The 25,945-nt window shown below is 66.5% G+C and carries 27 protein-coding genes; 13 read left to right on the forward strand and 14 right to left on the reverse strand.

Going from position 1 to position 25,945, the window contains the following annotated elements:
• Positions 1-41: 41 nt before the first annotated feature.
• The 4 genes from ACWGST_RS09465 to ACWGST_RS09480 form a co-directional block, all read right to left on the reverse strand.
• Positions 42-1,445, reverse strand: coding sequence for a glutamate decarboxylase (locus tag ACWGST_RS09465; RefSeq protein ID WP_452046442.1), 1,404 nt, complete (start codon positions 1,443-1,445; stop codon positions 42-44).
• Positions 1,446-1,520: 75 nt separating this feature from the next.
• Positions 1,521-3,473, reverse strand: coding sequence for a YhgE/Pip family protein (locus ACWGST_RS09470; protein ID WP_452046407.1), 1,953 nt, complete (start codon positions 3,471-3,473; stop codon positions 1,521-1,523).
• A complete protein-coding gene (locus ACWGST_RS09475; protein ID WP_452046408.1) occupies positions 3,470-4,243 on the reverse strand; it encodes an ATP-binding cassette domain-containing protein in 774 nt (257 codons plus the stop codon). Before ACWGST_RS09475 ends, ACWGST_RS09470 begins: the two co-directional genes overlap by 4 nt.
• A gap of 60 nt (positions 4,244-4,303) precedes the next feature.
• Positions 4,304-5,524: an amidohydrolase family protein gene (locus tag ACWGST_RS09480; RefSeq protein ID WP_452046409.1), complete on the reverse strand. Its 1,221-nt coding sequence runs from the start codon at positions 5,522-5,524 to the stop codon at positions 4,304-4,306.
• Between the two features lie 268 nt (positions 5,525-5,792).
• Between ACWGST_RS09480 and ACWGST_RS09485 the strand changes: the two genes are divergently transcribed.
• The 9 genes from ACWGST_RS09485 to ACWGST_RS09525 all read left to right on the forward strand — a co-directional run bounded on the left by ACWGST_RS09485 (position 5,793) and on the right by ACWGST_RS09525 (position 14,232).
• Positions 5,793-6,044, forward strand: coding sequence for a LapA family protein (locus ACWGST_RS09485; protein ID WP_452046410.1), 252 nt, complete (start codon positions 5,793-5,795; stop codon positions 6,042-6,044).
• Positions 6,045-6,131: 87 nt separating this feature from the next.
• Positions 6,132-7,178 carry a linear amide C-N hydrolase gene (locus ACWGST_RS09490; protein ID WP_452046411.1) on the forward strand — a complete coding sequence of 349 codons (1,047 nt, stop codon included), beginning with the start codon at positions 6,132-6,134 and terminating at the stop codon, positions 7,176-7,178.
• Complete coding sequence (locus ACWGST_RS09495) at positions 7,175-8,776, forward strand: response regulator transcription factor (RefSeq protein ID WP_452046412.1); 1,602 nt, start codon at positions 7,175-7,177, stop codon at positions 8,774-8,776. Before ACWGST_RS09490 ends, ACWGST_RS09495 begins: the two co-directional genes overlap by 4 nt.
• Positions 8,760-10,112, forward strand: a complete 1,353-nt coding sequence (locus tag ACWGST_RS09500; RefSeq protein WP_452046413.1) for a threonine/serine ThrE exporter family protein — start codon at positions 8,760-8,762, stop codon at positions 10,110-10,112. Before ACWGST_RS09495 ends, ACWGST_RS09500 begins: the two co-directional genes overlap by 17 nt.
• Positions 10,105-11,220 (forward strand): AI-2E family transporter, encoded by a 1,116-nt coding sequence (locus ACWGST_RS09505; RefSeq protein ID WP_452046414.1) that lies wholly within the window; start codon positions 10,105-10,107, stop codon positions 11,218-11,220. The genes ACWGST_RS09500 and ACWGST_RS09505 overlap by 8 nt, the downstream gene beginning before the upstream one ends.
• 107 nt (positions 11,221-11,327) lie before the next feature.
• Positions 11,328-12,554 carry a hypothetical protein gene (locus ACWGST_RS09510; RefSeq protein ID WP_452046415.1) on the forward strand — a complete coding sequence of 409 codons (1,227 nt, stop codon included), beginning with the start codon at positions 11,328-11,330 and terminating at the stop codon, positions 12,552-12,554.
• 68 nt (positions 12,555-12,622) lie between these two features.
• The gene (locus tag ACWGST_RS09515) at positions 12,623-13,006 is read left to right on the forward strand and encodes a TIGR03618 family F420-dependent PPOX class oxidoreductase (RefSeq protein ID WP_452046416.1); all 384 of its coding nucleotides are present in this window, start codon (positions 12,623-12,625) and stop codon (positions 13,004-13,006) included.
• 99 nt (positions 13,007-13,105) lie between these two features.
• Positions 13,106-13,537, forward strand: coding sequence for an ArsR/SmtB family transcription factor (locus tag ACWGST_RS09520; protein WP_452046417.1), 432 nt, complete (start codon positions 13,106-13,108; stop codon positions 13,535-13,537).
• Positions 13,538-13,554: 17 nt separating this feature from the next.
• Positions 13,555-14,232: an SRPBCC domain-containing protein gene (locus ACWGST_RS09525; RefSeq protein WP_452046418.1), complete on the forward strand. Its 678-nt coding sequence runs from the start codon at positions 13,555-13,557 to the stop codon at positions 14,230-14,232.
• A gap of 20 nt (positions 14,233-14,252) precedes the next feature.
• On the opposite strand, the gene ACWGST_RS09530 is transcribed toward ACWGST_RS09525, so the two are convergent.
• Positions 14,253-14,996: a formylglycine-generating enzyme family protein gene (locus tag ACWGST_RS09530; protein WP_452046419.1), complete on the reverse strand. Its 744-nt coding sequence runs from the start codon at positions 14,994-14,996 to the stop codon at positions 14,253-14,255.
• Between the two features lie 221 nt (positions 14,997-15,217).
• Between ACWGST_RS09530 and murI the strand changes: the two genes are divergently transcribed.
• The 3 genes from murI to ACWGST_RS09545 all read left to right on the forward strand — a co-directional run bounded on the left by murI (position 15,218) and on the right by ACWGST_RS09545 (position 19,086).
• The gene (gene murI / locus ACWGST_RS09535; RefSeq protein WP_452046420.1) at positions 15,218-16,066 is read left to right on the forward strand and encodes a glutamate racemase; all 849 of its coding nucleotides are present in this window, start codon (positions 15,218-15,220) and stop codon (positions 16,064-16,066) included.
• 221 nt (positions 16,067-16,287) lie between these two features.
• Entirely contained in the window at positions 16,288-16,668 is a 381-nt protein-coding gene (locus tag ACWGST_RS09540; RefSeq protein ID WP_452046421.1) for a linear amide C-N hydrolase, read from the forward strand.
• A 273-nt stretch (positions 16,669-16,941) separates the two neighbouring features.
• Complete coding sequence (locus tag ACWGST_RS09545) at positions 16,942-19,086, forward strand: FUSC family protein (protein WP_452046422.1); 2,145 nt, start codon at positions 16,942-16,944, stop codon at positions 19,084-19,086.
• Between the two features lie 28 nt (positions 19,087-19,114).
• Here ACWGST_RS09545 and ACWGST_RS09550 read toward each other — a convergent pair whose 3' ends face one another.
• Together ACWGST_RS09550 and ACWGST_RS09555 are read right to left on the reverse strand one after the other, a co-directional pair.
• Complete coding sequence (locus ACWGST_RS09550; protein WP_452046423.1) at positions 19,115-19,381, reverse strand: hypothetical protein; 267 nt, start codon at positions 19,379-19,381, stop codon at positions 19,115-19,117.
• A gap of 49 nt (positions 19,382-19,430) precedes the next feature.
• Positions 19,431-19,889 (reverse strand): DNA alkylation repair protein, encoded by a 459-nt coding sequence (locus ACWGST_RS09555; RefSeq protein WP_452046424.1) that lies wholly within the window; start codon positions 19,887-19,889, stop codon positions 19,431-19,433.
• 29 nt (positions 19,890-19,918) lie between these two features.
• Between ACWGST_RS09555 and ACWGST_RS09560 the strand changes: the two genes are divergently transcribed.
• Complete coding sequence (locus ACWGST_RS09560) at positions 19,919-20,326, forward strand: VOC family protein (protein ID WP_452046425.1); 408 nt, start codon at positions 19,919-19,921, stop codon at positions 20,324-20,326.
• On the opposite strand, the gene ACWGST_RS09565 is transcribed toward ACWGST_RS09560, so the two are convergent.
• From ACWGST_RS09565 to ACWGST_RS09595, 7 genes are all read right to left on the reverse strand, one after another.
• The gene (locus ACWGST_RS09565) at positions 20,295-21,215 is read right to left on the reverse strand and encodes an alpha/beta fold hydrolase (RefSeq protein ID WP_452046426.1); all 921 of its coding nucleotides are present in this window, start codon (positions 21,213-21,215) and stop codon (positions 20,295-20,297) included. The genes ACWGST_RS09560 and ACWGST_RS09565 overlap by 32 nt on opposite strands.
• Before the next feature lie 4 nt (positions 21,216-21,219).
• On the reverse strand, positions 21,220-22,308 hold the full coding sequence (locus ACWGST_RS09570; RefSeq protein WP_452046427.1) for an alpha/beta fold hydrolase: 1,089 nt from the start codon (positions 22,306-22,308) through the stop codon (positions 21,220-21,222).
• 22 nt (positions 22,309-22,330) lie between these two features.
• Positions 22,331-22,801, reverse strand: a complete 471-nt coding sequence (locus ACWGST_RS09575; protein ID WP_452046428.1) for an SRPBCC family protein — start codon at positions 22,799-22,801, stop codon at positions 22,331-22,333.
• A gap of 23 nt (positions 22,802-22,824) precedes the next feature.
• Positions 22,825-23,523 carry an SGNH/GDSL hydrolase family protein gene (locus ACWGST_RS09580; protein WP_452046443.1) on the reverse strand — a complete coding sequence of 233 codons (699 nt, stop codon included), beginning with the start codon at positions 23,521-23,523 and terminating at the stop codon, positions 22,825-22,827.
• Between the two features lie 20 nt (positions 23,524-23,543).
• Positions 23,544-24,080, reverse strand: a complete 537-nt coding sequence (locus ACWGST_RS09585; protein WP_452046429.1) for a TetR/AcrR family transcriptional regulator — start codon at positions 24,078-24,080, stop codon at positions 23,544-23,546.
• 88 nt (positions 24,081-24,168) lie between these two features.
• Positions 24,169-24,825, reverse strand: coding sequence for a response regulator (locus tag ACWGST_RS09590; RefSeq protein WP_452046430.1), 657 nt, complete (start codon positions 24,823-24,825; stop codon positions 24,169-24,171).
• A complete protein-coding gene (locus ACWGST_RS09595) occupies positions 24,822-25,844 on the reverse strand; it encodes a sensor histidine kinase (protein ID WP_452046431.1) in 1,023 nt (340 codons plus the stop codon). The genes ACWGST_RS09590 and ACWGST_RS09595 overlap by 4 nt, the downstream gene beginning before the upstream one ends.
• Positions 25,845-25,945: the final 101 nt, after the last annotated feature.

The following is a 25,945-nucleotide window of genomic DNA, read 5'->3' on the forward strand; positions in this document are numbered from 1 at the left end:
CGGGAGGTCGTCGCAACCGACGCCTCCCGTACCGCTGTCGATCAGTGGTGGAAGTGGGATCCGGTGCCCGCTTCGCGGGGAAGTGGCGACTTCAGCGCCTTGAGGAACGCCACCTCCCCCTTGATGTCGGAGAGCAGAGCGGATGCCAGGTCCCGGCTGAGCCCGACCTTCACGACGATGCGCTGCAGCGTGACGTCCGACATGTTGTCGGCCATGGGATAGGCGGGCACGAGCCAGCCCTTCATGCGCAGTCGGTCGGCGAGATCGTAGAGGCTCCACGTCGCGGTGTAGCCGTCTTTGAGCACCCACGCGAACACCGGGATGGTGTCACCCTTGCTCACGAGGTCGAACGGGCCGATCTTCGCGATCTCCGAGGAGAGGTACGTGGCCACGTCGATCGAGTTCTGCTGCACCGCGCGGTAGCCCTCACGACCCAGGCGCAGGAACTGGTAGTACTGCAGCAGCACCTGCGCGCCCGGGCGCGAGAAGTTCAGCGCGAGGGTCGGCATGTCGCCGCCGAGGTAGCTGACGTGGAAGATCATGCTCTCGGGCAGCACGGCCGTGTTGCGCCAGATCACCCAGCCCACACCGGGGTAGACGAGCCCGTACTTGTGCCCCGAGGTGCTGATCGAGTTCACCCGGTCGATCTGGAAGTCCCACTTCAGCTCGGGTTGGCAGAACGGCGCGACCATGGCTCCGGATGCCCCGTCGACATGGATCTTGACGTCGAGGCCCGTGTTCGCCTGGATCTCGTCGAGCTTCTTCGCGATCGTCTCGACCGGCTCGTAGGCGCCCGTGAAGGTCTGGCCGAGGATCGCGACCACGCCGATCGTGTTCTCGTCGACGTACTTCTCGAGCTCGTGGCCGTCGAGCACCATGTGCTCGGGAGTGACCGGAACATACCTGGCCTCGACGTCCCAGTAGTTGCAGAATTTCTCCCAGACGACCTGAACGGCGGCCGACATGATGAGGTTCGGCTTCTCGGTGGACTTGCCCTCGGCCCTGCGCTTCTCCTGCCACAGTCGCTTGAGTGCGAGACCGCCGAGCATGCATGCCTCGGACGAGCCGATCGTCGAGGTGCCGATCGTGTCGTTCGTGTCGGGCACGTGCCACAGTTCGGCGAGCATCCGCCAGCAGCGCTCCTCGATCGCAGCCGTGGCCGGGTACTCGTCCTTGTCGATCATGTTCTTGTCGGCGGCTTCGGCGTAGAGCTTCTGCGCCTCGTCGTCCATCCACGTGGAGACGAACGTCGCCAGGTTCAGCCTCGAGTTCCCGTCGAGGATGGCCTCGTCGTGAACGATCTGATAGGCGGTCTCGGGCAGGCTGGGCTGCTCGGGCATCACGAACTTGTCGAACTCCGTCGCCTCGCCGGGCCGGACGAAGACCGGGTTCACGCTGATCCTCGCGTCGACGTTGGTGGTCTGGCGTGCATTGCTGGTGTTGATAGTCACTTTCGCTCCTGCTCTTCTTCCCTGTACAACGAGTGATGTGTGCTGCTGAACGGCTGCTCCCGGTGCCCCCTAGACCTCGACGGGGGGATAGAGCCGGTCCATGTTGTATTGCCGGTTCCGCCGTGCCGCCCAGGTCGAGACGGCGACGAAGGCGATCGTGAGGCAGACGATCACGGCGATCGAGGACCACAGCCGCGAGTCGACTCCGCCGAGGATCAGCTGCCGAAGGCCCGTCACGGTGAAGGTCATCGGGTCGATCCAGTGCAGATACTGGAACGGAACCGAGGTGACGGGCACCGGATAGATGCCCCCGGCCGACGTCAGCATGATCATGAGGAACACGAGCGTCGCCACCCGACCGACCGCGGGCCCGAAGAGGGCGTTGAACATCTGTATCAGCGCGAGGAACATCGCGACCATCAGGAACATGAACGCCAGCGTTCCCCCCGCATGCACCGGTTTCAGCCCGAGCCCGAAGTAGAGCACCAGGAACAGCAGCAGCGCCTGCAGGATGCCGACGAACAGGGTCGGCGCGTACGAGGCGAGCACCACCCGGAACGACCCGAGGCCCTGTGCGAGCGGCCGCGCCTGCAACGGCGTGAAGAGCATCCACGCGATGAGCGACCCGACGAACAGGCCGAGGCCCATGAAGAACGGGGCGAAGCCGTAGGCGAAGGTCTTCGCCTCGTTGTGCGTCACCTCGTCGAGCGCGACCGGGTCGGCGAGGGCCTTGATGAAGTTGCCCTGCTCCTCGTTGTTCCAGGACGGGATGAACTGCATGCCCTCGTTCACCGCGCCGGCGAGTTGATCGGTGCCGGCCGCGAGCAGCGGCGTGCCCGCCGCGAGCTGGCTCGCGCCGGCGCTGAGCTGCACGAGACCGGAGGACAATTCGTCGGCACCCGAGCGGAGTTGTCCCGCTGCGGCCCGCACCTCTCCCAGATCCCGCTGGACTCCCCCGTTCTCGACCGAGCGCAGGATGACGCTCACCCGGCTGTTCGGGTTGTCGAGCTCCGCGGCGACGAGGTTCACGTCCTGCTGGATGGCGTCGAACGTCACGATCAAATCCTGCGAGACCCAGTTGTCGACGATGATGCTCCGAACGTCCGTGAGGCGATTCGCGAGGTCCTGCTGGATCTCGTCGCCTGCGGCGAGCTCGGCGATGATGGCGTCCAGCCGGTTCACCACGTCGTCCTTGACCGCGACGACCCTGTCGAGTGCCGCGGCGGCCTGATCGGTGTTCGTGGTCACGCGCTGCACCACTTGCCGAAGTTCCGTTCCGGTCATCCCCGAGCTGTTGACGATCGTCTCGGCGCGGGTCACGGCGTCATCGACGGCGTCATCCAGCTCGTCGAGCGCACCGGCCAGCGTCGCCGAGCCGTCCTTGGCCGTGACAAGGTTGTCGGCGAGCTCTTGCGCGCCCTCGTTCGCCGTCTGCATGCCGGCGTTGAGTTCATCGACTTGGGCTGCGGCCTCCCGCAGCTTCGGAACCGTGCCCTCCGCCAGCCCCAGCACCGTCTCGAAGATCTGCTCGCCGACCTGAGCGCTGACCTGATTGATGGCCTCGGCGGCGGCATCCTGACCGATGACGGTCGCGAGGTAGTTGTTCGCGTCGTTGTAGGTGAAGATGAGCCTCGCCTGGTGTGCATTGTCGGTGGCCGCCGAGGTCACCGATTCGCTGAAGTCCTCGGGAATCGTGATCGTGAAGTAGAAGCGGCCGTGAGCCAGGCCGTCGACGCCCTCCTGCTCATCGACCTCGTGCAGATCGAGCTGTTTCGACTCGATGAGTCCCGTGACGACGTCGGCCCCCGCATCGGTGCGTTCGCCGTCGACGGTCACGCCCTCGTCGAGGTTGATGATCGCGACCGGCAGCTTGTTCACCTCGCCGAACGGGTTCCAGAACGCCCAGAGATAGAGCGCGCAGTACATGAGCGGCATCAGGATGATGACGATCAGGGCGAGCCGCGGCATCCTGCCCCGGTAGTAGCGCTTGAAATCGCTGCCTGGTGAGAATGCTGCGATCATCGTGCGATCGCCTCCTCTTCGAGTGCGGCGAACTCGTGGTTGGTGAGGTTCGGCACGGCGATGGTCGCGCGAATGCCGTCCCGAGCGTCGACGCCGTTGACGTCGGCCGTGATGACCGTCTGCTCCTTGCCGAGCGCGATCAGCCGGTCGAGCAGCCGGCGCGAACCCGCGTCGCTCGCCAGATTGTCGACACCGCCGACGACGAGCAACGGCGGCTTGCGGATGTTGGCGACCGCGATGCGGAAGAGGGCTGCGGTGAACTCCGGCAGCTCCTCGACCATCGCGTCCATGCTCGGCAGGGCGTAGTCGCCGAATGCCGGGCGACAGATTCGCTCCAGGTCGTCCTCGGTCGACTGAGGCACCCACCCGTACCAGGGCGCGGCCCAACGGATCTGCTCGGTCACGATGTCGTGGACGCGAATGGTCTGCGTGATCCCGTCCACCTCGTCGATGTTGGCGATCGCCGCGTGGTCGAAGAGATGATGCGCATCGCCGTCGCGGCCGAACGCCGTGAGCGTGCCCATCGTCGGCTTCATCCGCCCGGCGAGCGTGAGCAGGAGCGATGTCCTGCCCCGCCCGCCGGATCCGACGAGCACCGTCAGGCCCCCCGCGTGAACGGTCATGTCGATGGGGCCGTAGATGTGCCCCCATGAGGCGTCGACGCCGATGCCGGATGCTTCGAGCAGCACGTCACCCGCCTCGATCACCGGTTGGGCGACGGTCTTCGAGCTGTGCCGTGCCGTCGATTCACCCGCTTCGGACGATGTCATTCCTTCTCCCCCTTCGAACACTCGCTTGCCTGTGCCCGAGAATTCGGGCGCCCCCTGGCGTCACAAGGTGTTCTTGACCACGTGCCCGTCCTTGACGATGAGCTTGAAATTGGTGTCGGGGTCGGCGATCAGCGACAGATCGTCGGTGGGGTCGCCGTCGACGAGGATCATGTCGGCCCACGCGCCCTCGGCGATGACGCCGAGTCGCCCACCGGCATAGGTGTCGCGCTCGCCCGCCAGCTCGAAGAGCGCCGCGTTGCCCGAGGTGAGCATCTTGAGCGCCTCGACATTGGTGTAGAACTCGCTGAGACGGGCCGCCATCACGCTCTGGCGGGGCGCCGACTGCGGCTCGAGCAGCAGGTCGGTTCCCCAGGCGGTCTTGACGCCGTGCTTCTTCGCCCATTCGTAGACCTGTTCGGTGCCGTGGCAGATCTCGGTGTTCTTGCCGGCTCGCACCGGGTCGGGGTAGTGATGATCGTCTTCGGCGAACGGCTGCATCGACAACCAGATCTGCGCGTCGGCGATGCGCTTGATCGTGTCTTCGTCGGCGAGGTGGCCGTGCTCGATGGAGGTCACCCCTGCTTCGATCGCCCGCGCGATGCCGGCGGGGGTGTAAACATGCGTCGCGACGTATGTGCCGTAGTCGCTCGCCGCCTGCACTGCGGCCCGAATCTCGTCGGGTGTGTACTGCAGGGTGTTGAGCGGATCGTACATCGAGGCGGCGCCGCCTCCGAGCGTGAGCTTGATCTGCGTTGCGCCCTGGCGCAACTGCTCGCGCACGGCCGCGAGCACTCGCGGAACGCCGTCGGCGATGCGCGTGAAATGGATGTCGTCGGTGCGGCTGGGCTTGCCGCCGAACTCCTCGGGCACGTCGTAGACGAACGAGAAGTCCGCGTGACCCGAGGTCTGGGAGATCATCGCCTGGCTCGGGAAGATCCGAGGCCCCTCGAAGACACCGCGATCGATGAGTCCCTTGACGGGCGCCGTGTCGCCGCCCATGTCGCGCACGGTGGTGAAGCCCCTGAGCAGCATCCGCTTCGCCTCGGCGATCGTGTTGCCGTAGAGTGCACCGGTCGGCCCCTGCAGGAACTCCATCATGTTGTTGGCGTTGCCCATCAGGTGCACGTGCGCATCGCTGAGCCCCGGCATGAGGAACTTTCCGTTGCCATGGATCTCGATGACACCGTCTGACGCGTCGCCGGCGATCGGAGACGTGGAAACGGCGATGATGTGCGCGCCCTCGACGAGCACATCCGCATTGTCCAGCGTGCGATCGCTCACCCCGTCGAAGACTCGGACATTGCGAACGATCATTCTCTGAGGTGCTTTCGATCCGGTGGTCATGGCGGCGACACTATGCGGAAGGTGTCGGGGTATCAGCGGATCGCAGACGAATTCCCCCGGCTCTTCACCCGATCCTTCATCCTCATCTCACCCGGCTTTCACCCGTTCAGCGCTTGAAACGGAGAGTCTCATCACATTCATGGACTCTGCGCGTGGCCGCAGGTTATGCTCCGGAGACGACGCAGAGCGTCAACGGGGGGGAAATATGAACACAAACGCACGTACTCAGCCGGATCGCACCGACGCGGGAAAGTCGACGTCGAACGGAAAGGCGATCCTCGCGATCATCATCGCGGTCGTGGCGCTCGCCTTCGTGTTCTCGAACGTGGCGCCCGCCACGCTGAGCTTCCTGTTCCTCAAGTTCACGATGCCTGCCTGGGGGTGGTTCCTCGCAGTGCTGCTCGCCGGCGTCGTGATCGGATCACTCTTCCCCTGGTTCAGGCCTCGAAAGAGGTAGAACGCGGCGACGTTCTGTCGTCGGCGCCGATCGCGCCTCGAATACCGTGATCGGCATATTCAAAGGGAAGACTCCGGGGGGAGAGATATGTGCACCAGGGTGGTTTGGCAGAACGCAGGCGGCGCGGTCATCGTCGGTCGGAACATGGATTACCACCGCGATCTCGGCACGAACTTGTGGAAGCTGCCACGTGGCATCCGCCGAGACGACGGGGTGAAGGGCGAGCTGTCGTGGCTCGCACGGTACGGCAGCGTGATCGCGACGGCGTTCGACATGATCTCCGTCGACGGCATCAACGAGGCGGGTCTCTCAGGGCACGTGCTCTGGCTGGCCGAATCCGTCTACGGCGACCACGACGAGAGTCGACCCGCCCTCAGCCAGGCCGTGTGGCTGCAGTACTTCCTCGACAACTTCGCCACGGTCGCCGAGGCCGTCGCGTGGATCGAACGAACCGACGTCGCGGTCGTGCAGCTGACCGACCCGGCGAGCGGCGAGGTGCCGGCGATCCACCTCGCACTGGACGACGCCCAGGGCGACTCGGCGATCATCGAGTACATCGACGGGGCGGTCGAGATCCACCACGGACCCGAGTACCGGGTGATGACCAACTCGCCGAAGTACGACCAGCAACTCGAGCTGCTCGCGCAGGTCGAGGCCTGGGGCGGCGACAAGCCGCTGCCGGGTTCGACGCTCGCAACCGATCGATTCGCCCGCGCCGCCTACTACGTCGATCGCCTCCCCCAGCCCGAGACGCAGGTGGAGGCCATCGCCTCGATGTTCAGCGTCATCCGCAACGCGGCGCAGCCGTTCCGCATCCCCGACCCCGGCAAGCCCGACGCATCGCAGACCATCTGGCAGGTCGTCGCCGATCTCACGGCCAAGCGCTATGTCTTCGAATCGACGACGCACCCGAACATCGTGTGGGTCGACCTCGACGACTTCGACTTCAGCCCCGAGTCACCAGAGCTCGTGCTCGATCTCGGCAGCAAACTCGCCGTCCAGGGCGGCATCGCCGGAAACGTGAGCGGCCGTTTCGAAGCGGGGCGCTCGCTTCGCTTCCTCACTCTGGCGGACGTCACCCGTGCGGGTGTCGCCGTGCACGCGGGCGGTGGCGCGAACGGGGGACGAGCATGAACCTGTACGACGAGGCCAAGGCGCTCGAGGAGTTGGAGTACGTGATGTCCTCCGGCTCACCGGAGAGCATCGCCCGCGTTGCGGTGGCGAACTTCCTGCCGCTCTACCATGAGCACTACGGCGTGCTCACGTCAGCGATCGAGGCGCTCCCGAGCCGACTGCTCGAACGCTACCCGTTGCTTCGGTTGGGCCACCGCATGACCCCGGTGCTCGCCCGCACGACCCGGCCGTTCAAGCCCCTCATCGATCCCGACGAAGCACGAGCGATGAAGCCCGACGAACTCGATGTGTACACGCTCCTGCAGATGATCGCATTCCGAGTCAGTGGCGATGTGGCGGCGGCGCTCATCTACGCACGACGGCTCGAAGATCGCATCTTCGACATCCGCATCGAATCGCGCGAACGCGCAGACGGGCCGCTCTGGTACTACCACCTCCAGATCGGCTCCACACTGCTCGCCGCCGGCGACACCACCCGCGCGCTGCTCGCGTTCGGCACCTCGCTGCAGTTGGGAAGGCTCTCGAATCACAGTGATGCCGAGCGCCTTCCGCTCGGTCGTATCGCGCTCGCCCACGCGCTCCGGGGTTCACTGGACGACGCCGAGCTCGCCCTCGTCGAGCTCGCACTCCTGCCGCCTCCGACCGAATCCCACCATGCCGCGAGCAGGATGACCGAGGGCACCGCGGCCGCCCTCATCGGGGTCGAGCGCATGGCAGACGACGTCGAGCAACTGCTCGCAGACCTCGAGCGGTACGACAGCGTCCAGATGACCTGGCCGTTCGCCCTCCTTGCCCGGGCCCGATCGCTCCTGGCCGAGCAGCGTCCGGGCGAAGCCCTCGAGGCGATTCGCCTGGCACGCGATGCGCACCCCGACCAGCACGGCTCCGTCGCTTCCGATGTCATCGCATCGACGTCCATCGAGGCGCTGTGCGCCCTCGGTGACTCGGCGACCGCGTGGGGCATCGCCGAATCGAACCCGCGAACCGGGGTGATGACGAGATTCGCCGTCATCAGATTGGCGTTGCACGATTCGCGCTTCGATCTCGCGACCAGCGAGATCAGTCGGCTTTCGCGCGACCACACACTCAGCCCGATGCAGCGGGCGAAGTCGATCCTCTTGACGGCGTGGGTCGAGATCGCGCAGGGCGGTGAGATCGACGCTCGCTCGGCCAGCCAGATCTTCCGACTCGCGGTCACGGGCAACATCCGGCGCCTCCTCTCGACCGGGCCTCGGCAATTGCTGGATCAGGTGAGGGCGACCCTGTCGGATGCGGAGCTCGCCGAGTTCGACGCGGCGACGAACGACCTCCCGCACGTCGAGATCCGGGTCCGCCCGATCCTGACGCCCAGCGAGCTGCGCGTGTTGAATGTGCTGCCCGTGCTCGCGACCACTGCCGCCATCGCCCGGCGGTTCCACGTGTCGCCGAACACCGTCAAGTCGCAGCTCAAGTCCCTGTACCGCAAGCTCGGCTGCTCCACCCGTGATCAGGCGATCAGGGTGGCGTCTCGACACCGTCTCTTCGCCGGCGCTCGCGACGACATCGGCCAGCTCATGCTCGGCCCGAGGAACGAGCCTGCCGATGTCGGGGCTCACTGATCGCGTCCGCGCGGCGGCCCAGGCCTTCCAGCGGCGGCCCCTGACGCAGGCATCGACGGAGGAGCCGACGGGAGTGCCCGAGATGCTCGGGGACATCGGCGCGGCGCTGCTGGATTCATCACAGGCGACGAGCGACGTCGAGGTGGTTCTCGAGCGCATCGGGGATCGCTACGCACGCCCCGAGCTGCGGGTCTTCGTGCTGCCCACACTCATCCTCATCGAAGACCCCGGCACGGCGCCGTCCCAGACGTCGATCTTCCACGCGAACCAGAGCGCGTTGCGACTCGATCAGGCCGATGCGATCGAGCGTCTCGTGCGCGACTCGGCCAGAGACCGCGCGGCACCCGAATCGGTCGTGTCGGCGATCGCGCGGATCAGGAACGGTGCATCCCGGTTCGGGCCCGTTCTGACCGTTCTCGGGTACACCCTGCTCACCATCGGATTCGGCCTCGTGCTCAACCCGACGGTCAGCGCGCTCCCGGTCTACGTGGTACTCGGAGCCGTCGTCGGCACGATCGTGCAGATCGGCAGCCGGATCTCGACGCTGTCACTGATCCTGCCCGCGTTCACGGCATTCGCCGTCACTCTGTTCATCTCGCTCCTGATCAGCCCCCTCGTGCACGACGAGGTGATCCGCCTCGTTGCTCCCTCGCTCGTCTCCTTCCTGCCGGGATTGACCCTCACCGTCGCTGCTGTCGAGCTCACATCGGGCCAGATGATGGCGGGTGCGAGCCGCCTGGTGTACGGAATCGCCCGCCTCGGCCTGCTCGTCTTCGGTGTCTTCGCCGGCATCAGCGTGGCCGGCATTCCGGCGCCGAGCACTGACGCCCCCGTGCAACTCGGCGCGTGGGCGCCGTGGGCCGGCATCGCACTCGTCGCCCTCGGCTACTACTTCTTCTCTGCTGCGCCCCGCCGGTCGCTGGTCTGGATCCTCTACGCCCTCGTCGTGGCGTATTCCGCTCAGCTGCTCGGCAACCTCGTCGTCGGGCCGGAGCTGTCGGGACTCGTCGGGGCGCTCCTCGTGATTCCGGCCGTCAACCTGGCCGGAAGGCTGAAGGGAGCCCCCTCCAAGGGGATCATGCTGACGTGCGCGTACTGGCTGCTGGTCCCCGGCTCGATGGGGTTCATCGGCCTCAGTGAAGCGGCATCGGGCACTGCCGGCGCCGCGAGCACCATTCTCAAGACGTTCGGCTCCCTCATCGCGATCGCGATCGGAATGATGCTGGGCGCCGGGCTGAGCCGCGATGCCGGCGCCATCGCCCGAGGCTGGCACTCGGTCGCGAAGCGAGATGACAAGCGAGATGACGAGCGAGATGAGGAGGTCCGTGATGACTGACCAGGCAACCGACACCGTCGTTCGCGAGAATGCGAGCGACGGGGCCCGAAAGGTCTCGACGACGCTCAACCGGCCCTTCACGTCGGGGTTCATCCTCACGCTCGGCGGGCTGGTCGCGATCGCGGCGGGCACCGCGTTCGCACATCTGTCGACGGTGCTCATCTACGTGGCATTCGCCCTGTTCGCCGCGCTCGGGCTCGATCCCGTCGTGCGCTGGCTCGAGAAGCGAGACGTGCGGCGCCCATGGGGAATCGTCATCGTCTACGTCTCCTTCGCGCTCGTCGTGGTCGGGGTGCTGCTGCTCATCGTTCCCACCGTCGTCACCCAGACGTCGCAGATCATCGCCGACCTTCCGAAGCTCGTGCAGGACTTCGAGAAATCCGATGTGTACACCTGGCTCGATGGCACGTTCGGCGCCGAGACGAGCTCGCTCGTGCAACAGGTCACCTCGTTCCTCACCCAGCCGACGCACATCGCGACGATCGGCAAGGGGGTGCTCCAGGTCGGGATGACGATCGCCTCGACCCTCTCGGGCGTGATCATCGTGCTCGTGCTGAGCCTGTACTTCCTCGCTTCGTTGCCGGCCATCAAGACGGCGTTCAACCGGCTGGCACCCGCGTACAGCCGGGTTCGGGTCGCGTCGATGACCGAGCAGATCACGGATTCGGTCGGCGGCTACCTCATGGGCATGGTGGTGCTCGCCTTCTGCAATGCGGTCGTCGCGTTCGTGCTGCACCTCGTGCTGCAGCTGCCGTTCCCGCTGCTCATGGCGGTCGTCGCGTTCTGCATCACGCTGATTCCGCTCGTCGGCTCGGTGCTGTACTGGGGTCTCGCGACGGCCCTCGCGCTCTTCTCAGGGTGGCTGCCGGCATTGCTGTTCGCGGCGATCTACTTCGCCTACATGCAGCTCGAGGCCTACGTGCTCACGCCGAAGGTCATGAACCGGGCGATCTCGGTGCCCGGTGCCCTGGTGGTCATCGGTGCGCTCGTCGGCGGCACTCTCCTCGGACTCCTCGGCGCCCTGATCGCGATCCCGGTCACCGCGTCGATCCTGCTGATCGTCAAACAGGTCGTCATCCCGAAGCAAGACGCGAAGCTCGCGCCCTGACACCAATCGGCATGTTCTACTGGAACTTCCGCCTCGCGCCCCGCAACTTCAGGAATGAACATGAACCACCCGCCGACTCCCGCTGACGATCTCGACGGGTTCGGTGCATGACCGCACCACGGCACGACTCCCCGAACACGACGAACACGCCCAGCACGCCCAGCACGCCCAGCACGACGAACACGACGACGCCCCTCGACCTGCGCTGGCTGCACGCCTCCGACGACGAGGTGGCCGCGGCGATGGCGACGGTCCGTCGCGGTTCGCGGCCGAGCTGGGTGCCGACGAAGCGCCAGGTGCTCGTGCACGTCAACGACTGCCTGATCCTCTGGTATCTCTTCTTCGTCTTCATGTCCGCCGGCATCCGCATCCACACCTACGACGATCGCCGGGCCACGGCCACGGACGTGGCCGAACTGGTCATCGCGACCGCCGTCCTCGCAGCCTGGCTCTTCGGCGCATACCTGCTTCGGCGGTGGGCCGCCCGGCCGCCGTCGCCGAGAGCCCGCATGAGCCAGTGGCGGCAGACGCTGACCGCCCTCGCCAACGGCTTCGAACCGCAGCCGAGCCCGACGGCGACGTTCGCCTCGATCATCAGCGTCGAGCGCACCGCCGTTCGCGAGTACCCGCGCTTCGTCGCACCGGGCGTCGAGATCGGCAATCTCAGCTATCGCAGCTCCGGTCGCTCGGGCGAGTGGCACTACATCGCCATCGAGCTGCCGGCACCCCTTCCGCACCTCATCCTCGACGCGACATCCGATGGACGCATCAGCAGCCGTCTTCCCATCGGTTTCGAACATGATCAGCGGATGTCGCTGGAGGGCGACTTCGACCGGTGGTTCCGCGTCTATGCGCCCCAGACGTACGGGCGGGAGGCGCTCTACGTGCTCACGCCCGACGTGATGGCGGCGCTCATCGACGAAGCGGCCCACTTCAACGTGGAGATCGTCGACGAGACCCTGGTGTTCTTCACGCCCAAGGCTGCCGACTTCTCCGATGCCGAGCTGTGGGAGTCGCTGTACGCGATCCTCACGGGGGTGGCCCCACGCATCATCTCGAAGTCGCGACGCTATCTCGATGAACGCGTGTCGGGACAGGAGGTTCCCCGACTGCTCGCGAAGGCCAAGGCGAGGCGCGCGAACCCGAAGGCTCGATGGGTCGCACCTCGTGCGATCATCGGGCCCGACGGTCGGCGACTCGAGATCCGCGACCGGCGTACCGGACTCTGGTCGGTGGTGGGCGCCGTCGGCTGGTACGCCCTGCTCGCCTTCCTCTACATCGTGCCGGGCATCTTCGCCTTCGCCGGGTTCATGTCGATCATCGACGGCAGGTAGCCGGTGAACCGGTCTCGACGGCGCCGTGATCTCGGCGCACCGGCTCATCCCTGCACGAAAGGCGCGAAATGCTGACCGGCACCGCCCGGGAGTTCCTCTCGGAATACCACCTCGCCACGCTCTCGACCCTCGACCGGCACGGGCGCATCCACTCGGTTCCGGTCGGCATCACCTACCTCGACGGGGTCGTGCGCATCATCGGCGGGGGCGGCTCGCAGAAGTTCGTCAACGCCGAGCGCAGCGGCCGCGCGAGCGTCAACACGGTCGACGGCGGGCGCTGGATCAGCTTCGAGGGTCCGGCTCGCGTGCACAGCGATCCAGACGCGGTCGCGCTTGCGGTCGCGCTCTACGCCGCGCGCTACCGTCAGCCGCGCCCGAATCCGCAGCGGGTCGTGCTCGAACTCACGGTCGAGCGAGTGCTCGGCTCTGCCGGCATGCGGGCGACTCGATAGCGTGTTCCTCCACTCCCAAGAGAGGTGAACTCGTGCCAGGGCCGCCTCGACCATTACATAATACTTGACTTATATAAGTCGCGATGCAATCATTGCCGCATGCACGCGCTCGATGTGCTCGGAGATCCGGTGCGACGCCGCATCCTCGAGCTGATCGCCGATGGCGAGGCGCCGGCCGGCGACGTCGGCCGCGTCATCCAATCTGAATTCGGCATCTCGCAGCCCGCGGTCTCGCAGCACCTGCGCGTGCTGCGCGAGTCGGGCTTCGTCACCGTGCGACCCGACGGGGCACGGCGGCTGTACGCCGTCGACCCCACGCCGCTGGCCCAGGCCGACGCCTGGTTCGACACCTTCCGCGGCTTCTGGCAACCGAAGCTCGATGCCCTCGGCACCGAGCTCGCACGCGGCCGCCGAGCGCAACGGAAGGCGGCCGACGCGGTGCGCGAGCGCGAGGCGGCGCCCGAGCATGTGCACACCGACCCACCCCCGAGCGGCGGTCCGACGACACCCGTCGACCCGCCGCGACCCTGAAACGAAGGAGCACCGAAATGGTTGACGTGAACGCGCAGATCGACGCCGTCACCCGCCGCATCGAGACGAAGCAGATCGACGGCGCGCCCGCCTACGTGCAGACACTCGCCCAGACCTACCCCTCCCCCATCGACGACGTGTGGAACGCCGTGACCTCGGCCGAGCGCATCCCGCGCTGGTTCCTGCCGATCAGCGGCGAGCTGCGGCTCGGCGGCAGCTATCAGTTCGAGGGCAACGCGGGCGGCGAGATCCGCAGCTGCGACCCGCCGGCGGGCGGCGTGGCCGGCTACACCGTCACATGGGGCATGGGCATGGGCGAGCCGGCCATCGTCAATGTGCGATTGGTCGAAGTGGATGCCTCGTCCACTCGTTTGGAGCTCGAGAACGTTGCGACCGAAGCGAGCATCCCCGAGGGCTTCTGGGAGCAGTTCGGCCCGTCGGCGACCGGCATCGGCTGGGACCAGGGCCTGCTCGGCCTCGCGCTGCACTTCGCGGGCGGCGCCGGCGGCATCGCGCCCGAGGAGGCGGCGGCGTGGGTGATGACCGACGAGGGCAAGTCGTTCATGCGACGCTCCGCCGACGCGTGGGCCGCGGCCCAGCAACTCGACGGCGCCGCCCCCGAGGCGGCGATGGCCGCCGCCGACCGCACCTACGGCATGTACACCGGCGAACTGCCGCCGCCCGAGATGGGCTGAGGCGCGTCAGCACAGGCGCGTCAGCCCCGAGGCGTCCACCCCGAGGGCAACGGCCCATCGACGGCCGCGCGCTCGAGGTCCGCAGCGGCAGACCAGCCCTGCGCGGCATCCATCGCATCGAAGCCGCCGCGAGCGACACGGAAGCCGACGTCTTCGTGGTGCATGCGCGGTGCGCCGCCGCGGCGCACCGAGGCGCGCACGCTCCATGCGTCGTCGGCGAATCCGCCGCCGCGGAACACGCGGTAGGCGTCGTAGCGGGCCGGGTCGAGCAGGTCCCAGCACCACTCCCAGACGTTGCCGAGCGTGTCGAAGAGCCCATTGAGATTCGGATGCTTGCCGCCCACGTCTTGCGGATGCGTCACGCCGTCGGCGCTCGTCCACGCAACCTCGTCGAGCGGCCCGTAGTGCGGACGCGTCGACCCGGCCCGGCAGGCGAACTCCCACTCGGCCTCGGTCGGCAGGCGGAACCCGTCGGAGTCGACGTGCCAGGTGACGTCTTCGCCGTCGTAGGTGTAGGCGGGATCGAGCCCCTCCCACTCGGATGCCGCGTTGCAGAAGCGGATCGCCCGCAGCCAGCTCACGTCGGTCGCCGGGCGCCGCGGATGACTCGCCGTCTCGCCGAGCAGCTCGGCGAGCTGCTCTTGCGTCACGGGGTACACGCCGATCTCGAACGGCTCGAGCTCGACGCTCCAGCGCACCTTGCGGCGGGCGTCGTGCAGGGCGACGGTGCCGCCGCCGATGCTCGCCATCTCGATGTCTGCCACCGAGGCAGTCTCGCACGGCGCGGCCGTGTCAGCAGGCATGTGTCGCCGCCGCGTCGATGAACGCTGCCGCGGGTTCGTCACGCTCGACCGCATTGACCCGGGTGAGACGGAAGCTCGGGTGAGTCAGAGGGTGACTTCGAGGATGATCTTCCCTGATCGTCGCGAGAAACATGCGTATCGATCGAGAGGATGACCTGTAGCTCTACCGACAGGGGGTCGCAGTGGTCACGACACAATCACCGATCGGGGTCATCGATTCAGGAGTCGGAGGGCTGACGACCGTAGCGCAGCTCTCGAAACTCCTTCCAGGCGAGAACATCATCTACTGCGGGGACAACGGCAATGCGCCGTACGGGAACCGGAGCGGGGAGGAGATCGTCGAGCTCACGAAGCAGATGTTGACGTTCCTGGCTGAGCACGAAGTGAAGATGGTAGCGGTCGCCTGCAACACGATCTCCGCCACATTCGACACACCGAGCCTCGCCGGTTACGAGAACCAATTCGGATTCCCGGTGCTCTCGATCATCAGATCGGCCGCCGAAGACGTCGTGCAGCTCATGTACACGCAGGTCGGCGTCATCGCCACGGCGTTCACGGTGGCGTCAGGCTGCTACGGCACGCTGATCGACGATCTGGAAAGCGACATCCGGGTCTACGGCGAACCCAGCGAGAAGCTCGCAGCTCTCATCGAGCAGGGCGATCTGACCAGCCCGGCGATCGCCGCTGAGGTTCAGTTGCACGTCGACAACCTGATGGGCGCGCATCCCAAGGTCAAGGACATCGTGCTCGGCTGCACGCACTATCCGATCGTCGAGAACATCTTCGAGCAGAAGGCGCCACATGTGGCGTTCATCAATCCAGCCGAGGCGCAAGCCCGAGCGATCCGCGTTCACCTCACTGAAGCCGGGCTGCTGCACCACGGCAACAACGACTTCGTGGGGTCGCTGCACATCAATACCAGTGGCGGGCGCCCGGTGTATGACACGGTGCTGTCCGAATTGAACGTCACTCGTGACTACACACTCTGCCAAGTCGATTTCAGCTCGGGCGAGGTACCGGCGAACAGCTGAAATCGGACGTCCGATTCCTGAAGGTCCCACTACTCAGAGAAGGAGACAGATATGTGCACTCGAGTGATACGGCCGAACGCGAACGGAGCGGTTATCGTCGGCCGCAACATGGATTTCCACGAGGACATGCACACGAACCATGATCTCAGTCGACGGCCTCAACGAAGCAGGCCCTGCCGACCACGTTCCGTGGCTCGCGGAGTCCGACTACGGTCGTGTGGATGCAGTTCTTCGTCGACGACTTCGCCACCGTAGCGGAGGCCGTCGCGTGGGTCGAGGACACGAACGTCCAAGTCGTGCAGATGGTGGGCCCGACGGGCGGCAAGCTCCCGGCGATCCATCTCGCGCTCGATGACGCCACGGGCGACTCGGCGATCATCGAGTACAGCGCCGGGCAGCCGAAGGTGGACCACAGCGCCGAATACACGGTCAAGACGAGCTCGCCGACGCACGGTCGCGATGGAGAAGCAGTTCCTCGCTGCAACGCAGGCGAAGGCTGCTGCCGCTACTGCTGCTGCCGAACAGCTCGCGCAGATTCCGACCTCGTCGCCCCTGCTGCTCCTCCCGGAGAGTTCCAGAGGCGACGAGGTCGATGCGCGTGACGCGACAGGCGAGAAACGAGGGCGGCATCGTTGTGTGCGGTGGTCACGCCGAACGGCGGTCCCAGGTCCCCTCGGTGAACACTCGGCGCGCCACCTCGGAGGCTGACGCCCTCGCCTCACTGAACCGCGTTGTCCCGGGTGAGGCGGGAGTGAGACCCGGGTGAGGCAGAAGGCGATACCGAGGGTGAATTCCCCGGAGCCTTCTGCGAAAAGGGAGCATCGCTCGAGAGAGTGATCGTGCGTGACGACACAGGCCGGAACGAGAGCGGGATCATGAGCGCCTCCAAACGGGTTTCCTACGTGCTCGGTGCACGTGATCCGGGTCGAGCGCGCCTGACAGCTGCCGCCGCGGTGTCGGCGGGGGTGCTCGCGAGTGCGCTGTTCGCGTTGACGGTCGTGCACCTTCTCAACGCAGACAGTGCGTTTCTGGCCATGGCCGTCTTCCTTTCCGTTCAGGCCGGCAACGTCGTGAGAGACCGAAGCCCTGGGGCACGTGTCGTGACGGCGGCGCTGCTCGTACCGGTCGCGCTGCTCGCCGTACTGCTCGCCGCAGTACTCTCGGCGTGGCGGCCCGCAGTGATCGTGGTGTTCATACTCCTCGCCGGGGTCGCCATGTGGATCCGCCGGTTCGGTCCCCGAGCCACGGCGATGGGGACGATGGGCTTCCTCGCGTACTTCTTCACCTTGTTCATGCAGCCCACGACCGCGGAACTGCCGGCATACAGCCTGCTCGCGATCGGAGCCGTTTCGACTCAACTGGTGGCGCGACTCCTGGTCGGCATCCAGCGACCACGACGTGAACTCGCACTGCTCTTGACCGAGCTGCGGATCGCCTCGGCGGCGGCTCTCCGAGCGGCGCTCGCCCCTGAGCACACCCGCACGTTGCGCGCGCGCCTTGCACGGTTGGACGCGATCGGGCGTGCTGTCACGTCGTGGCAGCAGAGATTTCGCACAGATCAGTACATCGACTGCGACGAGGAGACCCTGGCCGAACGGGTACTCGACGCTCGCATCGATACGGAAGAGGTGTGCTTCGAGCTGGCCGAAGCCACCGGTTCGAGGCACGGCGCCGCATCCGCCGTCCAGGGCCGATCTCTCACGAATGCGCTCGCGGTGCTCGATGAACAGGCAACTGCCGCGCAGATCGCGGAGGCCGCATCATGGGCCGAACAGGTCCTCGCAGGTGCGCATCACAGCGAGGACGGCAGGTTCGCGTACCCCATGGCCCAGAGCACCCTCGCTCATGCGCGTGTTCGTGCCCTCGATCTCAGCCAGGGGTCGTCGACGCAGTCGAAAGCGAGCCCCACACGGTCGCCGGCTTCTCACCGTTCTGACGCCACGACGCCAAAGCTGGCGCTGCGATGGAGGCCATGGCGCGAATGGACGCCGACGAGTCGGCTCGCAGTACAAGCCATGATCGCCGCGTCGATCGCGACCATCGTGGGAGAGGCCATCTCCGCGTCGCGTTGGTACTGGGCGGTCACCACGGCGTTCGTGATCTTCCTCAGCACCACGACACGCAGCGACATCCTCACGCGCGCGTATCGCCGCGTCACCGGAACCGCAGCGGGAATCCTCGTCGGTGTCGGCGCTGCCTACCTGGCCCATGGAAACACTGCTGCGCTCATCGCGATCTGCGTGGTCGGCATCTTCGGGATGCTCTACTTCGGACCGGTCAACTACGTGTACTCGTCATTCTTCATGACGGTCATGCTGGTGGCCATCTACGGCATGCTCGGAGTGCTGCACGGCGACATTCTGGAGCTGCGCCTCGAGGAGACCCTCATGGGTGCGGTCATCGGCGTGCTCTGCGCCTACCTGATCCTCTCGTCGAACTCGCGCCCGGCTCTCGTCACCAAAGTGGATGTCTACTTCGACGCCCTCGACGCGTTGCTGCTGCAGGGGTCGGATCTCCTTGCAGCACGCGGCCGGCGCAGCGACGTCTTGGCGCGAGTGCAGGCGCTGGAAGCTGCGCAGGTGGACGTCGACCAGACCGTCTCGGCGATGTCTGCAGCATTCCTGGCCGGCCGGCACGAGCGCGAAGAGTCCGCCATCCATCTCATGTACATTGCGACGAGGTCGGCAGTCCGGTTCGCTCAGATGGCGATGGCCGAGGGCTCTTCACTCGGGCACCGACCTGCGTTGCAGGGCGCCATCGCCGACACTCGCGAATTGTCGGCGCGGGTGCGTCGGCAGCTGGATGGTTCAGTCGAGCCCCCCACCGTCTTCCAGGAAGCGCCGCCTGACCTTCCGTCCGCCGACCGATCACCGAGCGGTGGCGATTCGGCCGCCACTTCGGCGCTGCGTGCGCTCGAACGGCTCGACTGGGCGATGGAACGCCTCAGCGATGTCGTCGCCCCAGTAGATCGCCGCAGCAAGCACTCCACAGCGATCGAGGATTCGCCCGCTCCTCGTTAGATGAGCGGAAACCCCAGGCCCGATCGGCCTACCAGACGGTGCCGCCCCCGGCCGAGATGCCGCCCCAGGTGAGCGCGATGAAGATCGCGGCGAACACGACGGGCGCGATGCCCTTGCCGCTGCGTGCGAGCCCCTTGAGGAGGGCGATCACCGCGAGGATTGCGGCGACGATCGAGAGGGCGCCGCCGACGATGAGCCCGATGAACAGCGGGATGGGCATGAGCACGAGGCCGGCCAGCGCGAACCAGAACGCGGCCCAGGCCGTTGGATTGCGGCGATCAACGGAGGAGGACATGCTTCAGTATCTCGTGTCTGCAGCCCGCAGCCCGTGAGACCCGCGGCGCTCATGGTCGCGGCAGCACTCCCTCTTGCGCCCATCGGTCGACGATGCGCCGAGCCCGGGCCCGGTCGGCGCCCTCCAGCCGCTCGAGCAGCGGACGCACGACGTCGGCGATGAGCGGGTCGACGAGTTCTCGCGCCCCGGCCGATCGAAGCAGCTGCTCGAGGCGGGTGAAATCGCTGACGACCAGCGTCGGCCCCTGCCCCTGGAGCAGCACGATCGCGGCGAGCCGGCGCTCGTACACCGGCTCGGCCCACAGCTCTGACGCGAGCGCGGTCACCTCGTCATGCGTCAGCTCAGGATGCCGCCGGCGCGCGTCTCTCACCGTGCCACGCACCGCACCCACCGAGGCGCCGTAGAACCGCAGACCGCCGCCGATACGTGCGGCATCGGCACTCGCGCGCTCGTCCGATCCCTCGGCTCGGAGGGTGCGATCGATGAACTCGGCGACAGGGCTTCTCACTCTGAAATCGTCCCCCATAAGATGGCCGAATGCGCCTCTTCGACCATCTCGGAATCTCCGTTGAAGATCTGCCCCGCTCGATCGCCCAGTTCGATCCGGTGATGGTCGCTCTCGGCTGCACCCGGCAAGACGCCGACAACGGAGTGTCCTGGTACAAGGGCGAAGACGAGCTCATCCTCTTCCCCGCCCGCGAAACGGGCAGCGGGCCGCACCGGCACGGCAAGGTCGGCTGGCAGCACCTCGCCTTCCCCGTCGACTCACGCGAGGAGGTCGATCGTCTGCACGCCATCGCACTCGACGCCGGGTGGACGTCAGTGCGCGACCCGAAAGTCTTCACACGGTTCAGCGACCGCTACTACGCGTCGTTCGTCGAAGACGACAACGGCATCCGCATCGAGTTCATGTTCAACCCGCCGAAGGATGTGGCCGCGGGCTGAACGCCCGCCCCTGCGAGCCTTGTTCAGGCCCGTGCTCGCGACCGAGCGCCGTTTCGAACACGAGCTGAGCGTGCGTCCACAGCAATGCGCCGCCTGCGTCATCGAGCACTGTACGACTCGCCCCGGGGATGCGCCCCGCCAAGGTCGCGCCGTGGTCGGGCGAATGGGTGACGTCGTGGATGCCGAAGAGGATCTGGACGGGGCAGGAGATCAGCTGGAAGTCGATACCCCACGGGCGCAGGGCGATCAGCGTGTCCCGGACGTATCCGGCGCCGTGATTGGCGAACCCTTCATCGAGTGCACGACGGTAGACCTCACGGAAGGACGGAGACCGATAGAAGGCCGCATCGGCGTCGCTTGAACCTGCGAGCACCATCTCTTCCATCGCCTGCGCCGAGAATCCGCCGAGGATCTCCGCGGCCTCCTCCGGGTTCGAGCGCGCAAGATCGGCCAGAGTCCTCGCCTCTGCAGGGATCATTCGACGGGTCTCCGGGTGTGCGACTTCGTCGGCGGGCGACACCAGCGTGAGGCTCTGCACCCGTCCGCCTGTGGCCAGCATGAGGCCGAATACCGAGCCCTGGGAGTTGGCGACGACCGGGATCTCGGATGCCTCCTCGCCGAGGACACCCTCGATGAACGCGCGATAGTCCGAGGCGGTGGAGGCAAGGGATCGGTGATCATCCGGCATCGAGCCGCCGAGGCCGGCCCGATCCATGGTCAGGAGCCGAACGCCCACGGTCTCGAGAAGGTCCAGGCCGAAGGCCATCCGGCTGCTGGTCGCGGCCCCGGCGATGAAGAGTATCGGCCGCCCCGTCACCGGTCCGAAGCCGGCCCCCACGAGCGTTCGTCCGTCGGCGGTCTCGACTCGAAGCGCCCTTCCGAGATCCATCGGCTCACCGCTCCGGTACCGGCGCAACGCGGACCGCGAATTCTTGCAGCACCCGAGTGAAGACCCTGGTTCGTGCGAAGTGCACGTCGTGAGAGCTCCGCACCCGCACCACCTGGTTGTCGGGAAGCAACGAATGCACCCGCGCACAGTCCTCCTCGTCGAGCGCTGCGAGAAGATTGCCCTGTCGGTCGCGTCTGGTTGTCGCCTTGATGAACGTCGTCGGACACTGGACCTGACGTAGGGTCTCCGCCTGATCGAATCCCTCGAACCATGAATGGTCGTGGAATGACCGGCTGAACAAGATGTCGTACGGGTGGCTGGCCGTCTCCCAGATGCGGTTGATCCCCACTCCGACCCAGCGGATCAACGGCAGCCGTGCCGGATCGGCATGGCGCTGGCGGACGATCTGCCGAGTGAAGCTCTGCCACAGCGGACCGAACAGTCGCCGCCAGTAACTGCGAGGCATGTAGTAGCAGACCCAATCCCGTTCATCATCCTGGGCGAGGAATCCGGGGACATGGCCGAATGTGTCGATCCATGAGAACGTCGAAGCGATTCGCGTCGGTTCCGTGCTGAAAAACGGTGCATCCTCGATCACGACACCGCGAACCTTCTCCGGGTGAAGGGCGGCGAGACGGGTGGCGATGAGGCCGCCGGAAGAGTGGCCGGACACGACGCACGCGACGCCGAACACCCGGTCGATGAAGATCGCGAGATCGTCGGCGATGCGATCGGCGGTGTAGTCCTCGGGGTTCCATGTCGTCTTGCCGTGTCCGTGACAGTCGACGGCGACGACATGGTAGGTCTCCGACAGCGCAGGCAGCGCTCGTGCGTACTCCTGCCACCTGGTTCCCTGCCCATGAATGAGAAGCAGCGGGATGCCTCGGCGTGGCCCTTCCGCATAGTTCACCGTGAGTCCGTCACGCAACCGGAGCTGTTTCTCCGCGAACCCTGCGCCGAGCGCCGACCTGACCGGACCCCAGAAATAGTCCTTCGTCTTGAAGGTGGCGATGAGAATACGGATGCCTTGCACCGCAATCGTCACGGCGAGGCCGATGGCCACGGTGATGAGCACGCTGGACCAGGTATTCACGGGACCTCCTCGGGGTCATCGATCAGGAATGGACTGCTGCGCTCCGCTGCACCGACCTCAGCAAGCCTCTGGTCACGGCGCGGTGCGCACCGGACCGGACGACGGCCAGACCGTACAGCTGGCCGAGAAGTCCGGGAAAATCGGCGTGGGATCGTGCACGAATCTCGGTTCTCCCACCCGTCTCCTCCAAAACGAACGTCAGGACGTAGCGTGAGAAATGGTGCCGGCCGGCGAGGACGAGTCGATGAGGAGCATCGACGGCGCTGACGGCGAACCCGGGAAGCGTCGACGCCTGCCGCGGAAACGCGCCGGCGCCGCGCCGAGGTACGGCCCCGCTTGCACGCGCGTACATCCTCGTCGCAGTGGTATCCCAAGCTGCCAGTCGCCTGGTGAGCGCCCGCCAGACGTCGACGACGGGTGCGTCGATGACGACGACGTGTTCGTCGATGAACGGGAACTCCTCAGTCGCATCGGCGGCATCGGACCTGGTCACGTTCGGGTCGTTTCGCACCCGCGCTACCGCTTCCCTGATTCGTTCGAGAGCTGGTTGGCGATGTCCCGAGCCCACCACTGGTACCCGGCCGGGGACGGGTGGAAGCCGTCGCGAGCGAAGAACTCGGCCTCCGCGTTCGCAAGGCCAGACGAACTCATCCAGGAGACCGCCGGATCCGCTGCACACACCACTTGGGCGGCGGCATCCAGTGCCCGACCGCGCTCGGCGAGGTAGGTTCTGAGCGGTCGCGGCAGCGACGGAAAGGCGTCGAATGGAGGAATGCCGGCGACGACGACGTGCTCCGCCAGATCGGCGAGAGCGCCGAGCACCGCCACGAGATCATCGCGCCATTGCGAGACGGGCGTGCGCGCCAGCACGTCGTTGACGCCGATGAGCAACACCGCGATGTCGACGTCGCCGTAGGCATCGAAGCCTGGGATGATCCGGTGGCGGACTCGGCGGATCGTCGCACCGTGGCGTCCGTGCACCGCCCAGTCCACCGGGCGGGCGTGCAACGCTCCGAGTTCTCGAGCGAATGATCCGGTGAACGCCTCGTCATGCGTGCCGGCTCCGCACCCTGCGGCAGTCGACTCGCCCACCACGATCAGACGCAGGGTCGGCTGGTCTGACGCAGCCGTTCGGCCAGTGGTCGGCCCGGCAGCCTCAGGGAGAACCTCGACTTCAGAGCGAGCTCGCCTCCCTTGAATGGCGACGAGGGGCATCAGCAGAGGATTCACGAAGCTCACCCTTTCTCGACCAGCGAGGCGATTGCCGCTTGGCTCCCGCCACTCAGATCGACCCCGAGCGTTTGCAGCATCATGACCAGAGCGCCACGACCCATGAACGTCGCCAACGCCTGCGTGTCGGCTCCGGTGCCATCTCGGGTGGCCCGAAGAGTGGACGCGATCACGTCGCGACACCGTGCCGCGATCACCTCGTCGGTTCGGGCAGCGGCACACGCCTGCAGCCAGAATCCGCTGATGACGCCATCTGAGACCAACTCGCGAAAGCTCGCTCCCATCGCTTCCATGGGCTCGTCGGCGTCGGCGGCAGCCCGCACGAACATCTCGGTGATCAGGGCGGGGAGGCCGTCTATGCACGCCAGGAAGAACGTCTGCTTCGACCCGAAGAGTCGAAACACATAGGGCTCGGAGACTCCCATTCGATCGGCGACCTGGCGGATGGCAGCGGTCGTCATTCCGAGATCGGCGAAGGCGCTGAGTCCGGCCGCCACTGCTTGAGCCCGGCGTTCGTCTGCGTTTCCGCGTGGATTGCTCATGCGACGACCCTAGCAGTTACTAACTACTTACTAAATAGCGAAATCCGGCGGGTGAGCGGCATCGCCGGGGAGCGGCCAGGCATCGTTGTCACGCGAGGCGGGCGTCGGCATGTCCCGTCGCCCACGCCCACGCGGCGATGGCGACACGATTCGACACGTCGAGCTTGCGGCCGATGTTGGCCACGTGGTTCTTCGCCGTTCCTGCGCTGATGTAGAGGTCCGCGGCGATTTCCGCGTTCGTCATTCCCTGCGCGATCAGGCTCACCACTTCGAGCTCCCGGTCGCTGAGTGCCGGTCCGGCGGCAGTCGTCGGCGTTTCCGCCACGACAGTGCGCAGCAGCCGGACGGTGAGCTGAGGGCTGATCAGGGTGTCTCCCGACATGGCAGCGCGGATCGCCTCGATCAGCAGGGCGGGCCCGGAACGCTTGAGCAGGAACCCGCACGCGCCGTTTCGCAGGGCGGTGCGGACATACTCGTCGAGCTCGAATGTGGTCACCACGACGACCCGGATCGGGTCGACGACGCCGGGGCCGGCCAGAGCCCGCGTCAGTTCGAGGCCGTCGAGAGCAGGCATCCGGATGTCGGCGAGCACGACATCGGGCCGCAATCGACGGGCCTGCTCGAGCGCGGTGACTCCGTCGGGGGCTTCGCCGATCACGGTCATGTCGGGTTGCGCGTCCAGGATCATGCGGAATGCCTCCCGAATCCCGCGTTGATCATCGGCGATCAGGATGCGAATCGTCATGAGCTCGCTCCGTGTTCGGTGCTGCGCAACATCGGCAGGGTCGCGGTCACTCTCCATCCGCGCGATCGCCGGGGCCCCGCCTCGGCGCTGCCCCCGAGCCGCTCCACTCGTTCGACCATCGCCGCAAGCCCGAGGCCGCCCGTGGTCGACGTGACGGCATCCGACCGATGGTCGCCGTCATCTGCGATCGACACGCGCAGCTGGTCGCCCAGCTGCGTCAGCTCGACGCCGACCGTCTTCACCCGCACCGCATGTCGACGCACATTCGTCAGTGCTTCGACCACCGTGCGGTACGCCTCTGCGCCGATTCGCGCGTCGACGCGCCCGTCGACGTCCTGGTCGACGAGGGCATCGACCTCACCCGCGGCGGCGAACCTCCGCACCAGTTCTTCGATGTCATCGATGCCTCCACGAATGGTGTGCACCGAATCCTCGTCCGTGCCGAGGGCGCGCACGGTCTGGTCCATCGACTCGAGCGCCCGGATCCCGGCGGCTTCAATCCGATCGAGCAGTTCAGCGACCCGTGGGTCTCCCAGCGGCAGCACCGCCGAGCCGGCCTGGGCTTGCGCGACGATCTCGCTGATGTCGTGCGCGACGTAGTCGTGCAGGTCGACGGCCAGCCGCAGCCGCTGCTCGGCCTTCGCATTGTCGATGGTCCGCTGACGCTCGACCTCGGCCCAGCGCAGATACCAGGCGATGACTCCCATGGCCAGCGGGAGCGCGAGCCAGGTCACGCTCGCAGCGGCGGCTTCCACGACGGGAACGCCCTCCAGGAACCGCTGCACCCACAGCCCTGCTCCGGCAGCGGCGATGGACGCGGAGATGATCGCCGCCCTTGGGCTCGACCATCGGACGACGACGACAACCAGTGCGGCGAGCACGAACGGCTCCGCGATCAGCCACGGGTCGATGTTGCGGGTGTCGGCTCCGGCGCCGCTCACCCGAATGAGGAATGTGGCCGCAATGGATACCGCCCCGGCCACGACCGTGACCACCGCGAACAGGCGTCGAGCATGCACGGGGCCGAGCCTAGGGGGTCGCCGTCCAGACGTCCATGTGCCGATCGGCAGGGTCGAGGCATGGCTGGACTCAGAGCGTGCCCATCGGCATCTTCCTTCGT

This window comes from Agromyces sp. NPDC055520, from assembly GCF_053619715.1.